Consider the following 14,839-nt stretch of genomic DNA (forward strand, 5'->3'; position numbering starts at 1 on the left):
TTAATTGCCGCTATCTAAGTTATACGTCGGTTTCTCGTGTTTGATACCCTTCACAGCTTCAGCAACCTCTGCTGGCATGTATTCTTCATCATGCTTTGCAAGCACTTCAAAGGCATCAATTTCATTGGCTTTTACTAACACGCCCTGTGCCACAATCCCTTGGCCTTCACGGAATAAGTCCGGCAATATCCCTTGATAATTAATTGTCACCATAGGGCCTTTATCGATCAATTTGAAGCTCACTTTTAAGCTTGCTTCGTCACGTACAACTGAGCCAGGTACAACCATACCACCAATGCGGAGCTTTTGACCGACATGCGGTTTTTCTTTGTTCGGGCCTTTACCCTCAACAAGTTCGCTTGGGGTATAGAACAAATTAATATTTTCTTGCAGTGCGTACAGCACTAAACCAATGGTTGCACCCACACCAAAAATAATGGCTACAACAGCTAATAAACGTTTTTTACGTCTTGGATTCATTGCCCTGCCTCTTGCTTCGCTTTCTTAATGCGCTCTTCACGTAGTGCTTGCTGCTTTACTGAAGAGAAAATACGTTTTGTATCGTTTAACGAACTAAATAAAATACCGAGTAAAATTAATGCACAGCTGCCAAAAGACAACCAAACATAAAAGCCATAGCCACCCATGGCAATAAAATCTGCAAAAGAATCAAACTGCATGATTAACCTCGCTCAAGCATATCACGCACCCACGGGCGGTGCTTTTCACGTTGTAAAATTTCGTTTTTAAGGCGAATTAAGGTCACCACACCAACAAAACCTGCAAACGCAACAATGTTCACCATTAATGGCCAAAACATACTTGGATCAATGGCTTTAGTATCAAATTTTGTAATAGTTGCACCTTGGTGCAAGGTATTCCACCACTCTACCGAGAAGTGAATAATCGGTAAGTTGATAACCCCAACAATGGCTAAAATACACGTCGCGCGACCCGCTGCTTTTTTATCTTCAAAAGCATGATAAAGCGATAAAACGCCTAAATACAAAAATAACAGAATAAGCTCAGAAGTAAGGCGTGCATCCCATACCCACCATGCGCCCCACATAGGTTTACCCCATGCTGCACCGGTGATTAATGCTATCGCTGTCACACATGCCCCAACGGGTGCAATTGCAATCACAGCAAGTTCTGCATTACGTAATTGCCATACTAGTGCGATCACTGCTGCAATCGCCATAGAAGAGTAAGCGCCCATAGATAAAATAGCTGAAGGCACATGGATAAAAATAATTCGGTAGCTGTCTTTTTGTTGGTAATCGGCTGGAGCATAAGCAAGCCCCCAGACCCATCCAACAATCATACAAACCACCGTAACGACGGCGAAATAAGGCAGTAAGGTGTTACACAATTGGTAAGCACGATCTGCTTTTGCGTAGGGATGTAACCACTTCCACATATTAACTTACACTCACTTTCAATGCTGACGATATGGCAATTGGCGCCGCTATAATCGCTACGATTAGCATGGCACCAAGGATTGCAAGCTGTCCGCTATAGGCAAGCTCCATAGAGCTGGTATCAATAGCCGAGGTTGCAAAAATTAGTACAGGGATATACAAAGGCAAAACAAGCAAACTCATCAAAATACCGCCTTTTTGCAGTCCCACAGTCAGTCCAGCGCCAATTGCGCCAATGAAGCTAAGCAATGGCGTACCCAACAATAATGTTAGAACGGTTGCTAACAGCGCTGAACTTTCTAAATTCAATAACAAAGCAAATACCGGCGTCATCAGTACTAATGGCAGCCCCGTGATCACCCAATGAGCAGCCACTTTTGCAAGCACTGTCAACGGTAATGGATATGACGACGCGATTAATTGCTCTAATGTTCCGTCGTGATAGTCATCGCGAAATAGCTTATCAAGGCCTAACATGGTTGACAGTAACGCGACGACCCAAATAATGCCTGGCGCCATACGAGCAAGTAGACCGGGCTCAGGGCCAATTGCTAACGGAAAAAGTGTAATAACAATAAGAAAAAACAGGATAGGGTTAACGATTTCAGCACGCTGACGAAACGCTAATTTAAGATCTTTAGAAAAAACCGCAGAGAATAATTGCCAATACGAATGCTGTTTTACCATCAGTGGCGATACTCCAAAGTCACTGTTTTTAGATCACTAAATTGTGTTGTTAAATCTTGATGGGTGGTCAAAAGAATCGCCCCACCTGCATTTAAGTGCTCGACAAAACGTTCTTGTAAAAATGCAACACCGCTTTTATCAAGGGCAGTAAATGGCTCATCAAGGATCCATAGTTTGGCGCTATTTAACCACAGTCTTACTAAAGCGACACGGCGCTGTTGCCCAGCAGACAGCATACGAACAGGCACATCTTCAAGGCCCACCAAGCCTATTTTTGCTAAGATTGGATACAAGTCTTGCTTGTTGTCGTAGCCATTAATTTTCAGCCAAAATGCAACATTTTCTAGGGCGGTAAGCTGTGTATTTACACCCGTTTTATGGCCAATGAACAGCAGCTCTTGGGCATATTCATCATAGTATTTTGAAATAGAGCGCTCTTGGAAAAATACATCGCCTTCATCCGCCATAGCGAAACCCGCGATAATACGCAATAATGATGTTTTACCAGCCCCATTCGGACCAGCTAATTGCATAATTTGTCCCGATTTCAAGCTGAAATTAAGATCCGCAAACAAACAACGATCTTGCTTGATGCAGGTGACGGCCTTAATGTGTAACAAGATGACGATTCTCTATACCCAAAATTAGGCGTTAGTCTACCATAATGATAGGGTAATACGAATATTGCTTTAAAACGATTAACTTATATTTGATCTAAAATAATGAATAAACAAAGCCAGTTGACTCTCAGCACTCAGCTTAACCTTGATCCAAAAGCGATAAGCAGCGCATCACAGCATTCATCCAATGATGCCTTAAAAATGCTGGCTGATCAGAACGTGACTGCCCGTAATATTGTGATTGGTAAGCACAGTGTACAAATGGATGTGCTGATCAATGATTCATGGCAAACCTTACGCTTATCAACAGAACAAGAAAATTTAAAAACTGAGCGTTTTTTAGCGGCGAACATTCAATTAAGTAGTGATGGTAAACAACTGAGTATCACACCGCTTCCTGTCACACTAACACTAGGTAAAAGCCAGCAACTACACGCGCTTCTTAACTTACTAACCCAAGGAAATGCACATACTACCGCGCCCTATCCTGCTCAAATTGCAGATAGTAAGGCCTTGTTACAACTACCCGCATTAAAGGCTGAGTTTGCCCTTAACAATAGCCTTGTTGCACTTTTAAAAGCCGAAGCGCCACTTAAAGCTATTTTGCTCCCAGCGACCAACCAACAAAGCAGCTTTAACTTAAACATTATTAACCGCTTTGGAGATTCACTTCATCAACAGACGGTTAGTCAACAAAAAGTGGCTGAGTTGGTGGCAAAGCTAACCCCCGAAATGAACTTAAAATTAGCTGGGCAACAAGTGCAGCTGAGCGTTGCTAGCAAGCAAAGCAACGAATTAACATTGCCGCTATCAACTATTTCACCAAAGCAAGCTAAGCAAATTCAAGCGCAGTGGCAATTTCATCCACACGCACTAAAAGTAACCCCTCACTCAGTTAAAGAAACGTTAGAACTAGTAAATAAAATGCCAGTTCAGCAAGTGTTGTTGAAGAACTCGCTGTCAGAGACATTCATTCAAGCGTTAAAAAGCCAAGCAATTGAACCTAAGAGTACGTTGCTTGCGCCATCGAGTAGCTCACACACTCCAATCAGCTCTTGGCTAAAAGATAGTTTTGCTGATTTAAAAACGCGTATCAGCGATGCCGTGCGCTATTTTGAAAAGCTCCCTGCCGCCACAAAAGCAGCGTTTAACCAGCCAACAAACCAGCTGATTGAGAGCAAAAATACGATTAGCCAACTTGGCTTTAATGCTAATAAGATCAATATAGTAAAGTTTGCCGCTGTTCAGCAAAGCATACTGCAACAAGCAGCGCCTCACATATCCCCAAAAGCCAGTGATTCATTTACAGCGAATGGACCATTACCCACAACTAAACAAGCAGACTCACCATTAACAACCACTCAGTCAGCAAAGCAAGTGAGTTTACCTGTAAGCTATAATAATGCGCCGCCTTTAATACAATTATTGCAACGCATAAAAGTCAGTTTAGAGCCGCTTGTCAGCGCGCAGAATTCTGCTTTGAAAACTGATACGGCTTTGCAACAAACACCTGCAGACAACAAAGCGGTTAACGGCGCTGTTACTGCCATAAAACCTGACAAACCAGTCTCAGAGCAACTCGCCCAAGTTAAAAGTAACTTTGTTAATTCGGTACTCAACAATGCCAGTGAGCCGGCCACTCAAACTAAACAGGCGCCATTAAGCCCTGCACCCAATTCGCTGACGCAAAATGTAAAACCTGAGATAAAAGGGTCATCAGCACCTTTGCAGCAACACGCTGAGCAAGTTATAAAAACTGTGGCTAAAAACCTTGTAGCAGGACCTAATGAGCCAATAAAACAAACCGCATTAGCGACTCAAGCAATTAGTGAACAAGCTCAAGGGTTGGAAAAAGTTGCTCAGCAGCAAACTCAATTGCATGCCCCCTTTTTAGCAGCGAAAGAGCCAAACTTAGCTCAACCCTTATTGCCGATAAGGCCCATTGAAGCCGCATTGATTGCTAAGTTATTACCACTTCCGGAAAGTAAGCCGTTAGTAAGTACGCCACTGCCAGTGCAATTAACAGAAAAACTTGTAGCCCTGAGTGAGCAAAACTCGTCGTCTTCGGTAGATTTAAATCGACTCGTGAATCAAGCGTTTAATCGCATGATCTCTAGTCAAAACATGCACCCGACAACAATTGAGCGAGAGCTTTTAAGTATTCTCAGACCAACCGCATTACCCAGCCAGATTCAGCAAGCGAGCTTTAGCCAAGGTTTAGAGCAATTAGCGGTGGCTTCACTGGCGGCACCCATTATCAATCAAGCGCCAACGAGTATTAGCTTCAATAATCAAACAGGCCTTGATGCATTACTGCAAGTGTTAGTGCCCAATTTTAAAGCCGTTAACGGCAGTAAGTTACTCGAGCAATTGCAACAGCCAACGATGCAAGCAATGGCCGCTGAAGTATCTCAACTCAAACAGACTCTGACCCAAGTGCAGACAACGCCCATCAATCAGCAACAAGATAACAGTGCTTTGGCGCAGTTTTTCTTGCCGATGAAGTTACCTCCTGAAACAGGGCAAACAGAAATCAGCTTAGGACAGTATAAAAAGCCAAGTAAAAATAAACTCGAAGCAAAAAATGTTTGGTTTGTGCGGTTAAACTTTGATTATGCACAGCTTGGCAAGTTACAAATTACCGCAGAGGTGATGGATAAAGCGGTTGATTGTCAGTTACTTGCTTCTTCGCAAGAAGTAACCGCACTTGCTCATCCGCACTTAGAAACGTTACGTCATAAGCTTGCAAGCCATGGCTTAAATGTGGGAGAACTAAACCTGCAGCAAGGTGTGTCAAACCATCAGGCTTTTTATAAATCGCATGCGATTATCAACATTAAGGTGTAATTTTTATGAGTGAACACGCGATGCATAAATCTGCGATAGGCCTACTCTACGAAGCTGGCAGCTCGCCAAAAGTGACCAGTAAAGGCTTTGGTGAATTGGCGGAAGAAATTATCAAGCTCGCCGAGCAAAAAGGTATTCTGATACACCAAGATGCTGATTTAGCCCAAACTCTGTCTCATCTAGAGTTAGGTGAAGAAATACCGAAAGAGCTTTACTATGTTATTGCCGAGTTAATTGCTTTTTCGTACGTATTGCGGGGTAAATTTCCACCGGGTTGGCACGATTTTCAAGGTAAGCTCAACATTCAAGCCTAGTTCTCAGATGCACTCAAATAAAAAAGCGCCTTATTGGGCGCCTTTTTGTTTATGAAGTGACATGAGTAATTCAGCTTCGGCTCTGGGTAATTCGCATTCACGAATTATTTCTTCTAAATCAGCACCTAGCTCAACCATTTTAACCGCTCGTGAATAAATTTTCGCATTCGGGTCATCATATTTCTGTGCATCTTGCAGCTGTTCAAGCTCTTTACTTTTTTCTTCAACAGCGACAACACGTTTGCCAATACTTAGCATGCCGGCACGCATTTCAGCCACTTCGCTACGAAGAATACTCAATTGCTGTTGAGCTTCTTGCAGCTGTTTTTGCTTGGCCTGAATTGCCGCCGCTTGTTTATTGTTATTGACAAAAATAAGCCCCAAACACACTAATACAAGTAAGATTGAGGCACCAAACAAAGAGTATAACAGCATATAATTTCCAAACGCTTATAGTGCGCTCAGCTCGTCCCACTCATCGTCATTTAGTAATTTATTAAGATCAACCAAGATCAATAGCTCACCATCACGGTTAGATACGCCTTGGATAAACTTAGCACTTTCTTCTGTGCCGATATTTGGCGCACTATCAATTTCAGAGCTACGTAGGTAAACCACTTCAGCCACACTGTCGACCAAAATACCGATCACTTGCTTTTCAGCTTCAATGATCACGATACGTGAGTTATCAGTGACTTCTGCACCCATTAAACCAAAACGTGCACGCGTGTCGATTACCGTCACAACGTTACCACGTAAGTTAATGATACCTAACACATAAGACGGTGCACCTGGTACAGGAGCAATTTCAGTATAGCGAAGTACTTCTTGTACTTGCATTACATTAATGCCGTACGTTTCTTCTTCAAGTTTAAAGGTTACCCACTGTAACACTTCATCGTTGCTATCAGCATTTTTATTAGCTGACAGTAGTCTTTCTCCACTCATGCTATTACTCCGTAAAAATAGTTACTGCTCACGGCTGTCTAAGCCCTGCTCTAGCAATTGATATAAATTTTCAACGTCAATCAAGGCGCACATTTTCTCTTTGATGACACCTGCAAGCCAAGGCCGCTTACCTGATTTAGTTCGCCATTTTACATCTTCTTTTCGAAGCGTAATATTATTGACGAGCTTTTCAGCCAACAATCCCCATTGACTGTCACCTAAGGTGATTAAATACTGATAATTTAATGATTGTTCTAATTTTTCATCATATTTTTCTGGCATAACCCAACGTGCAGTATCAACAACATTCAGTTTTTCTTCACGGTTAAGCATCACGCCTTTAAACCATTTAGGCTTACCAAATAATTGGTTAACCTCTGCCAGTTGATGAATTCCCCCTAATGCTTTTAACGGCACGGCGAGCGTTAACCCCGCTACTTCGAAGAACAATGCCTGAAATTCACCATCAAAATAGTCTTCTTGGCGATCAGACGATGTTTTTGCAACCAGTTCTGCTTTAGGTTCTTCAACTATATCTTTGATATTAGCTTGGTTCTCGGTTTTCTCAAGCTCTTTAGTCGGTTCTGGGGTTGGTAAAACAGGTTCTGAGGTAGGCAGAATTTCCGTCAGCTTTTCTTCTGTCTTTGTTTCTGGCTCTTTAACCTGCTCTAACAGCTTTGCGACAGGCTCAAGGTTTTGGTCTGTAGGCTCATCTTCACACAACAAAGCGCCCAAATATTGGGTCATCACTTTTTCATTGGCAAATAAATGCTTACTCATCTCTAACCTTGTGCAACTAAGTAATCAAGCAGTGCGCGATAGGCAAATACCCCACGCGAACGCGGGCAATATTGAATCGGCACTTGTTGTGCTAAACTAGCATCTCTAAATTTTGTATCGACAGGCACGACACCTGACCATACTTTGTCTTTGTAATTATCCTTCAGAGTCTTATAAGCTTCAAGTGATGCTTTAGTGCGCTTGTCGTACATTGTTGGAATAATCGTATATTGATACTGTTTGGCTTGTGATGTTTGCATCAGCTCCATGGTGCGCATCATACGATCAAGCCCTTTTAAAGCCAAAAACTCAGTTTGTACTGGCACTAAAATTCGTTCGCTTGCAGCGAGTGCATTGACCATCAAAACGCCCAAAACAGGTGGGCAATCTATAATCGCGAAATCATAATGGTCGCTAATTTTGGCGAGTGCTTTTTTCAGTATTAAGCCCATGCCATTTTTATTGCCCATGCTTCTATCAAGCGTCGCGATAGCCATAGTCGCAGGTAAAATATCAAGATTTTCAAGTGTTGATGGGCATAAAGCCTGTAAAACTTCTTCACTTGCCATACTGTTACCGCGTGCAAATATATCGTACACACTGACTTCAAGATCTTCAGAATCAATACCAAAGTAATAAGTGAGTGATGCATGCGGGTCGGTGTCAATAAGTAACACGCGCTTCCCTTGTAAAGCGAGAATGCCAGCAAGGCTAACAGCTGTGGTGGTTTTCCCTACCCCACCTTTTTGATTCGCTACGGTCCAAACTTTCACATCACACCTTATTATTGTTCATTGCGCGTGGTAATCCTAATACCACCATGTGGTAATTGAATCACTTTAATGGTGTTATCATTGCTTGGCAACTCAATTTCAGTTGTATCTTGTGCTTGATTTTGTGGCTCTTGCTCTGAGCTTTCTGGCGCTTTAGGTGGTAGACCATACTTTGACAAGGCAACCACCACTTTACGGTTTTCAGCACGTCCTTGCTCGGTATCATTACTCACAAATGGTGAGTATTGTCCGTAACCTTCAATGGCCATACGCGCTGGATTGATACCCAAACTTTCAAGTTCGACGAGTACCGATGTAGCCCGCGCTACCGATAACTCCCAGTTAGAACGAAACATCTCATTGCGAATACCTTCATTATCGGTATAACCACGCACGCGAATGTAATTATCAACAGGGGCAATTATATCTTTTACTAAGCCAACGACTTGCTTGGCTCGTTGCTGCGCAACAGCACTGCCCGATGAAAACAGCATCCCAGAGCTTAGTTCAATGATAAGCCAGTCTTGATGTAACTCTAAACTCGCTTCACCATCACGAATTTCATCAATCAGTGCAGACTGCAATTTCGTGAGTAAGCTGTCGAGGGGCTTGCCAAGATGCTTTTTCTCAATATTACTGGTTTCGCTTTGCCCATCAAGTAACTCAGGCCCTTGCTCTTCTTTACGAATGCTCTCACCGTACAAAATATCGTTCTCGGTGCTGACTCTGTCAGTTAATATGCCCATGCCGTTAACGCCTGTGCCCACCTGCTGTTGCTGACGAGCAGACTTTTCAAACACCTGTTCAAGAGAGTCTGAGAGAATTTGAAAGTCTTCATTCTTACTAATTGCGATTGCATACATGACCACAAAAAAAGCAAACATGATGGTCATGTAATCGGCATAAGAAACTAGCCAGCGTTCGGTGTGTTGGTTTTTTGACGTGTTATGACGCAAGCGACGGCGCATCATGTTAAATTACTCGTCAACTAAGCTTGGACGTTCTACACGATACGCCTCAAGTTTTAGTTCGATATTTAGTGGGCTCTCACCTTGCGAGATAGCAATAATGCCTTCAGCAAGTAATTCATGATACAGCATTTTTTGTTCAATTTGCTGCTTAAGCTTATTCGCCATTGGCAAAAAGAGTAAGTTGGCTAAACCAACACCATAAATGGTGGCGATAAAAGCAGTTGCTACACCCGCACCCAGTTTTTCAGGATCCGTTATAAACTGCATAGCCTGAATCAAACCGAGCACCGCACCTAAAATACCAATTGTTGGACTATAGCCGCCCATTGCTTCATAAACACGACTTACCTCGAGTAAGCGTTCGCGTTCTAGCATTAAATCAATCTCAAGGGTATCTCTGAGTTTTTGTTCATCAATCCCATCAACAAGTAGACTTAAGCCTTTTGCCGCATACGGGTCTGAATGAGATAATGCTTCAGATTCTAGTGCTAAGTAACCTTCTTGACGTGCCTTGTGTGACCAACGCTTCACTTGCTCTATAGCAGCTTCAATATCATGATACGGTGGAAAGAACACCCAATGACTGATCTTAAGCGTTTTGGTAAAGACACTACCAGGAGTCTGCAGCATCACAGCCCCGAGTGTCCCACCTAAAACAATGATCAGCGCCGGACCATTGAATAATGCACTGACAACACCGCCCTCAAGTGCATAACCAAAAGCAATGGCGCCTAAGGCAACGATTAAGCCAAGAAACGAGAGCTTATCCACAACCAGTCTCACGTATTAGGCGAGCTGCAACATCATTGAGTGCGAGGCTTTCGCTCGCTAATCCTGCGTTTGCAACAGCTTGTGGCATACCGTACACCACACTGGTTTTTTCATCTTGCGCCCAAATGGTTGCACCCACTTGATTGAGCATGCGTGCACCATCACGGCCATCTGCGCCCATACCAGTTAAGACTACCGCCAGTACATCACCGGCAAAGGTTTTTGCGGCACTCGCAAAGGTGACATCGACGCTAGGTTTGTAGGTAATACGCGGGCTGTCATCTTCAAACACACGTAATGTGCGAGAGCCGCCGCGCCCTTCAATCAGCATTTGTTGACCACCAGGTGCTAAATAAGCTGTCCCTGGCACTAAACGGTCACCATTTTGCGCTTCTTTCACATTGATTTTGCATAAGCCATTAAGCCTTGCAGCAAAGGCTGGCGTAAACGCCGCTGGCATATGCTGAATCAGCAAAATAGGGTGTGGGAAGTTAGCTGGCAACTGAGTCAAAATTGTTTGCAGTGCCACAGGCCCACCAGTTGAAGTACCAATCGCAACCAACTGATATTTTTTACCAGAGGCACGCATACTACTCACTGATGAAGACGATCCAGCAGATGAACTAGCAGGCGCTGTCGCAGTACGACTAAAGCTACGATCAGGCTGAACAATACCGCTGCTGGTCGTTGTGCTACGAGTTGGCGCAGATGTCGGTGTTGTTCTGGTCACTGGCGCTGGACGCGTAAAGCGAGAAAGTCGACGACGACCAATTTCTTTTACTTTATTTTGTAAAAGCGCAATTGCATCTTCATTATTGCGGGCAATATCTTCGAATTTTTTCGGTAAAAAATCTAACGCCCCAGCATCCAGTGCATCTAGGGTTGCTGTTGCGCCATCACGGGTGAGTGATGAAAACATTAAGATAGGAGTCGGTGTTGCTGCCATTATTTCTTTCACGGCACTAATGCCATCAAGAACTGGCATTTCAACATCCATAGTAATTACATCAGGTCTTAATTCACGGGCTTTATCTACCGCTTCACGACCATTTACGGCAAAACCAATTACCTGAATATTGCTGTCTTGCTCTAAAATTTCGCTCACTCTGCGGCGAAAAAAGCTTGAATCATCAACAACTAATACTTTGACTGCCATTGGCACTCTCTTGTTTTATTTCATTGAAAGTGCAGCTTGAACGCTGCACTTTACTATTTATTATTAGCCAACGTAGTGCTTCAGCATGCTAGGGACGTCTAAAATAAGTGCGATACCCCCATCAGACGTGATGGTTGCACCAGCCATACCCGGTGTGCCTTGCAATAATGCATCAAGAGGTTTAATCACCACCTCTTCTTGACCAATTAACGAGTCAACCACAAAGCCCACTTGTTTAGTGCCTATTTGAACAATAACCACGTGACCTTCTGCTTTGCGCTCTTGGCGGTTGGCTCCTTTTACTAACCAATGTTGTAAGTAGAAAAGCGGTATCGCTTTTTCACGTACAATAATTGTCAGCTGACCATCCACTACGTTTGTTTTCGTTAAATCAAGATGGAAGATTTCGCTTACACCAGCAAGTGGTAAAGCAAATGTTTGCTCACCAACAATAACCATTAAGGTTGGTAGAATCGCAAGCGTCAACGGCACCTTGATTTCAAGTGCAGTCCCTACACCTAATTCAGACTGAATATTAACTGAGCCGTTTAATTGGGTGATTTTAGTTTTCACTACATCCATACCCACGCCACGGCCTGAAATATCAGAGATTTCTTCTTTCGTTGAGAAACCTGGCGCAAAAATTAGATTATATGCTTCTGTATCTGATAAACGGCTTGCTTGGTCATGGTCGATAACACCTTTGGTGATCGCAATTTTCTTCAGTTTCTCTGCATCCATACCCGCACCATCATCGCGGATAGTAAGCAGGATGTGGTCACCTTCTTGCGAAGCCGACAGGGTTACAGTACCTGTACGCGGCTTGCCTGCTGCTTCACGCACATCAGGCATTTCAATACCATGGTCAACCGAGTTACGCACTAAGTGCACTAAAGGATCGGCCAGGGCTTCTACTAAGTTTTTATCTAAATCGGTTTCTTCACCAACTAGTTGTAAGTTGATGTCTTTTCTTAAGCTACGCGCTAAGTCACGAACAACGCGTGGAAAACGACCAAAGACTTTCTTGATTGGCTGCATGCGGGTTTTCATAACCGCACCTTGCAAGTCAGCTGTCACCACATCTAGATTAGAAATAGCTTTACCCATTGACTCGCTGTTGCTGTTATTAGCAAGGCTTACCAAACGGTTACGAACTAATACTAACTCACCCACCATATTCATGATTTCATCAAGGCGTTTTGTATCAACACGTACGGTTGTTTCAGCCTGTGGTGGTGGCGCTTTCTTTGGCGCTGCTGCAGCAACGGGAGCTTTTTCCGGTGCTTTTGCTGGAGCTGGCGCTGGCGCTGGTTTACTTGCTGCTGGTGCAGGCTGAGCCGCAGGTTTTGAAGCTGCTGGTTGAGCAGGTTTTGCAGGCTCCACTTTAGGCGTTTCTGGGGCTTTTTCTGGCGCAGCCGTTTCTAAAGACTGTGGTGCACTGCCTTTACCATGTAATTCGTCAAGTAAGGCTTCGAACTCGTCATCGCTAATTTCATCGTCTGAACCACTACTTGTTGCTTCTGCAGCAGGTGTTGGTGCAACAGGTTCAGCAGCTTTAACAGGTTCTGGCTGAGCAACTTTATCTTGTTTTACTTCACCGAAATTGCCAACGCCGTGTAACTCATCTAATAAGCTGTCAAATTCATCATCAGTGATGTCGTCACTGTCGCTACTAATTACATCTGGCGTGGTTGAAGCAGGACCTTGCCCCTTGCCATGAAGCTCATCAAGTAGGCTTTCAAATTCATCTTCGGTGATTTCGTCAATGTTCTGTGACTCAGGCTTGCTATCTGCAAGACCACCGCCATCAAACAACATGTCGAAAGCAAATGGGTCATCTTCATCAATATTATCTGTCGCGATATCAGCTGTAACGTCAGGCGTATCGACAACTGGCTCTTCAATAACGGGCTCTTCAGGTGCTACTGCAACCTCTGCTGCTACAGAAATATCTTCACCAGCGAGCTCTTCTGCTGTAGGTGGCTGACTTAATTTATGAAGAACATCTAATAGGGCTTGATCTGCGGGCTCTGGTTGTTCGCGATTTTGAATCGTAGCGAACATTTCATTGATAGTGTCGAGGGCCTGTAGGATTACATCCATCAGCTCAGGTGTAACTGTACGCACACCTTGACGTAATAAATCGAAAACATTCTCTGCACCATGACACGCATCAACAAGCTCTGTCATGCTCAAGAAGCCTGCACCACCTTTTACAGTGTGAAAGCCTCTAAAAATGGCGTTTAAAAGATCTTTGTCTTCTGGGTTATTTTCAAGCTCGACTAATTGCTCTGACAAAAGCTCTAAGATTTCCCCTGCTTCAACAAGGAAATCCTGTAATATATCTTCATCGACTTCAAAGCTCATGCAGCTACTCTCCTCTTAGAAGCCCAGACTTGATAATAGGTCATCGACTTCATCTTGTCCTGAGACAACATCATCGCGAGACTCACTATCAATAATCGGCCCTTCAGGACCTGCTAGTGTATCACTGGTCGCAGGTGCTTTTTCTATGGCCTGTTTTTCTTGTTGTTGATGACCATCTTCTTGACTGCCAAATACAGTTAAGAGATTAATTAAACTGTCTTCTACTTCTCGCACTAATTCGATGACTCGGCGGATAACCTGCCCCGTTAAGTCTTGATAGTCCTGCGCCATCAACACATTAGTCATCAAACCTTGTAGTTCGTCGGTTTTGGTGTGCGAGTTATTCATGAACTTATCTAAGCTATGACATAACGATTTAAATTCACCGAGTTCAATTTCTCGGCTCATTAAACGATCCCACGTAGGTTTTATTGTTGCGATTTCATCAGCAAGTTGTTGAGCTATTGGTAAACTTGCTTCAACCGCATCCATGGTTTTATTGGCGGCGCTTTCTGTCATTTCCATAACATAATTTAAGCGCTGCTTAGCGTCTGGGATCGCGTCGGTAGTTAAATCAGTGAGACGAGTATCTAAGTCAAAGTTTTTTAACGCTTCGTGAAGCTGACGCGTTAATTTACCGACTTCAGCAAACAACTCTGATTGTTCTTTTGATGCAGCGTCAAGAATCAGCTTATCCGCTTTTTCTTGTTCACCATTTTCAAGATACTCAACAAGTTGACGAGCTTGCTCTAAACTTATTTGAGGCGCAGCAAGTGCTGACATAAGCCTCTCCCCTTAGATTAACCTAAACGTTCGAACACTTTTTCCAATTTGGTTTTAAGTGTCGCAGCAGTGAATGGTTTAACGATGTAGCCATTAACACCTGCTTGAGCAGCAGCAACAATTTGTTCTTTTTTCGCTTCAGCTGTCACCATTAAAACAGGAATATGCTTAAGGCTATCATCAGCACGAATTGCACGTAACAAATCAATACCTTGCATACCAGGCATGTTCCAATCTGTTACAACAAAATCAAATTCTTGATTTTGTAGCATTGGCAATGCTGTTGAACCGTCGTCAGCTTCCTGCACATTGGTAAAACCTAAATCCCTTAATAGATTTTTAATGATACGTCTCATTGTAGAAAAATCATCAACAACAAGAATTTTCATGTTTTTATCCAA

The 14,839-nt window shown here is 43.3% G+C and carries 17 protein-coding genes; 2 read left to right on the forward strand and 15 right to left on the reverse strand.

Annotated features, from left to right (window positions below):
• The 5 genes from ccmE to ccmA are packed head-to-tail and all read right to left on the reverse strand — an operon-like array spanning position 1 to position 2,728.
• Positions 1-480 carry a cytochrome c maturation protein CcmE gene (ccmE, locus tag P4S60_RS11975; RefSeq protein ID WP_063706638.1) on the reverse strand — a complete coding sequence of 160 codons (480 nt, stop codon included), beginning with the start codon at positions 478-480 and terminating at the stop codon, positions 1-3.
• Positions 477-680, reverse strand: a complete 204-nt coding sequence (ccmD, locus tag P4S60_RS11980) for a heme exporter protein CcmD (RefSeq protein WP_063706636.1) — start codon at positions 678-680, stop codon at positions 477-479. Before ccmD ends, ccmE begins: the two co-directional genes overlap by 4 nt.
• 2 nt (positions 681-682) lie before the next feature.
• Positions 683-1,420, reverse strand: coding sequence for a heme ABC transporter permease (locus P4S60_RS11985; protein WP_337116094.1), 738 nt, complete (start codon positions 1,418-1,420; stop codon positions 683-685).
• Position 1,421: 1 nt separating this feature from the next.
• Entirely contained in the window at positions 1,422-2,108 is a 687-nt protein-coding gene (gene ccmB / locus P4S60_RS11990; RefSeq protein ID WP_337116095.1) for a heme exporter protein CcmB, read from the reverse strand.
• Entirely contained in the window at positions 2,108-2,728 is a 621-nt protein-coding gene (gene ccmA, locus P4S60_RS11995) for a cytochrome c biogenesis heme-transporting ATPase CcmA (RefSeq protein ID WP_337116096.1), read from the reverse strand. The genes ccmB and ccmA overlap by 1 nt, the downstream gene beginning before the upstream one ends.
• 102 nt (positions 2,729-2,830) lie before the next feature.
• Between ccmA and fliK the strand changes: the two genes are divergently transcribed.
• Both fliK and P4S60_RS12005 read left to right on the forward strand, forming a co-directional pair.
• Positions 2,831-5,575, forward strand: coding sequence for a flagellar hook-length control protein FliK (fliK, locus tag P4S60_RS12000; protein ID WP_337116097.1), 2,745 nt, complete (start codon positions 2,831-2,833; stop codon positions 5,573-5,575).
• 5 nt (positions 5,576-5,580) lie between these two features.
• A complete protein-coding gene (locus tag P4S60_RS12005; RefSeq protein WP_063706630.1) occupies positions 5,581-5,889 on the forward strand; it encodes an EscU/YscU/HrcU family type III secretion system export apparatus switch protein in 309 nt (102 codons plus the stop codon).
• 30 nt (positions 5,890-5,919) lie between these two features.
• Here the strand turns inward: P4S60_RS12005 and P4S60_RS12010 are convergent, their stop codons facing one another.
• From P4S60_RS12010 to cheY, 10 genes are all read right to left on the reverse strand, one after another.
• Entirely contained in the window at positions 5,920-6,324 is a 405-nt protein-coding gene (locus tag P4S60_RS12010) for a DUF2802 domain-containing protein (RefSeq protein ID WP_055020709.1), read from the reverse strand.
• Positions 6,325-6,339: 15 nt separating this feature from the next.
• Positions 6,340-6,837 (reverse strand): chemotaxis protein CheW, encoded by a 498-nt coding sequence (locus tag P4S60_RS12015; protein WP_063706628.1) that lies wholly within the window; start codon positions 6,835-6,837, stop codon positions 6,340-6,342.
• Between the two features lie 21 nt (positions 6,838-6,858).
• Positions 6,859-7,617: a chemotaxis protein CheW gene (locus P4S60_RS12020; protein WP_337116098.1), complete on the reverse strand. Its 759-nt coding sequence runs from the start codon at positions 7,615-7,617 to the stop codon at positions 6,859-6,861.
• Between the two features lie 2 nt (positions 7,618-7,619).
• Positions 7,620-8,390: a ParA family protein gene (locus tag P4S60_RS12025; protein ID WP_337116099.1), complete on the reverse strand. Its 771-nt coding sequence runs from the start codon at positions 8,388-8,390 to the stop codon at positions 7,620-7,622.
• Between the two features lie 11 nt (positions 8,391-8,401).
• Positions 8,402-9,361 (reverse strand): flagellar motor protein MotB, encoded by a 960-nt coding sequence (locus P4S60_RS12030; RefSeq protein WP_337116100.1) that lies wholly within the window; start codon positions 9,359-9,361, stop codon positions 8,402-8,404.
• Positions 9,362-9,367: 6 nt separating this feature from the next.
• Positions 9,368-10,132, reverse strand: a complete 765-nt coding sequence (locus P4S60_RS12035; RefSeq protein WP_063706620.1) for a flagellar motor protein — start codon at positions 10,130-10,132, stop codon at positions 9,368-9,370.
• A complete protein-coding gene (locus tag P4S60_RS12040) occupies positions 10,125-11,288 on the reverse strand; it encodes a protein-glutamate methylesterase/protein-glutamine glutaminase (RefSeq protein ID WP_337116101.1) in 1,164 nt (387 codons plus the stop codon). The genes P4S60_RS12035 and P4S60_RS12040 overlap by 8 nt, the downstream gene beginning before the upstream one ends.
• A 63-nt stretch (positions 11,289-11,351) precedes the next feature.
• Positions 11,352-13,655 carry a chemotaxis protein CheA gene (locus P4S60_RS12045; RefSeq protein ID WP_337116102.1) on the reverse strand — a complete coding sequence of 768 codons (2,304 nt, stop codon included), beginning with the start codon at positions 13,653-13,655 and terminating at the stop codon, positions 11,352-11,354.
• A 15-nt stretch (positions 13,656-13,670) separates the two neighbouring features.
• Positions 13,671-14,438 carry a protein phosphatase CheZ gene (locus tag P4S60_RS12050; protein WP_337116103.1) on the reverse strand — a complete coding sequence of 256 codons (768 nt, stop codon included), beginning with the start codon at positions 14,436-14,438 and terminating at the stop codon, positions 13,671-13,673.
• Positions 14,439-14,455: 17 nt separating this feature from the next.
• Positions 14,456-14,839 (reverse strand): chemotaxis response regulator CheY, encoded by a 384-nt coding sequence (gene cheY, locus P4S60_RS12055; RefSeq protein ID WP_016708035.1) that lies wholly within the window; start codon positions 14,837-14,839, stop codon positions 14,456-14,458.

This window comes from Pseudoalteromonas sp. Hal040, from assembly GCF_037162425.1.
Taxonomy (GTDB): domain Bacteria; phylum Pseudomonadota; class Gammaproteobacteria; order Enterobacterales; family Alteromonadaceae; genus Pseudoalteromonas; species Pseudoalteromonas gelatinilytica.

What these genes read in the sequence shown, in the direction of transcription:
- ccmE (WP_063706638.1), bottom strand. Translation starts at nt 480, where the DNA reads ATGAATCCAAGACGTAAAAAACGTTTATTAGCTGTTGTAGCCATTATT.
- ccmD (WP_063706636.1), bottom strand. Translation starts at nt 680, where the DNA reads ATGCAGTTTGATTCTTTTGCAGATTTTATTGCCATGGGTGGCTATGGC.
- P4S60_RS11985 (WP_337116094.1), bottom strand. Translation starts at nt 1,420, where the DNA reads ATGTGGAAGTGGTTACATCCCTACGCAAAAGCAGATCGTGCTTACCAA.
- ccmB (WP_337116095.1), bottom strand. Translation starts at nt 2,108, where the DNA reads ATGGTAAAACAGCATTCGTATTGGCAATTATTCTCTGCGGTTTTTTCT.
- fliK (WP_337116097.1), top strand. Translation starts at nt 2,831, where the DNA reads ATGAATAAACAAAGCCAGTTGACTCTCAGCACTCAGCTTAACCTTGAT.
- P4S60_RS12005 (WP_063706630.1), top strand. Translation starts at nt 5,581, where the DNA reads ATGAGTGAACACGCGATGCATAAATCTGCGATAGGCCTACTCTACGAA.
- P4S60_RS12010 (WP_055020709.1), bottom strand. Translation starts at nt 6,324, where the DNA reads ATGCTGTTATACTCTTTGTTTGGTGCCTCAATCTTACTTGTATTAGTG.
- P4S60_RS12015 (WP_063706628.1), bottom strand. Translation starts at nt 6,837, where the DNA reads ATGAGTGGAGAAAGACTACTGTCAGCTAATAAAAATGCTGATAGCAAC.
- P4S60_RS12020 (WP_337116098.1), bottom strand. Translation starts at nt 7,617, where the DNA reads ATGAGTAAGCATTTATTTGCCAATGAAAAAGTGATGACCCAATATTTG.
- P4S60_RS12030 (WP_337116100.1), bottom strand. Translation starts at nt 9,361, where the DNA reads ATGATGCGCCGTCGCTTGCGTCATAACACGTCAAAAAACCAACACACC.
- P4S60_RS12040 (WP_337116101.1), bottom strand. Translation starts at nt 11,288, where the DNA reads ATGGCAGTCAAAGTATTAGTTGTTGATGATTCAAGCTTTTTTCGCCGC.
- P4S60_RS12045 (WP_337116102.1), bottom strand. Translation starts at nt 13,655, where the DNA reads ATGAGCTTTGAAGTCGATGAAGATATATTACAGGATTTCCTTGTTGAA.
- P4S60_RS12050 (WP_337116103.1), bottom strand. Translation starts at nt 14,438, where the DNA reads ATGTCAGCACTTGCTGCGCCTCAAATAAGTTTAGAGCAAGCTCGTCAA.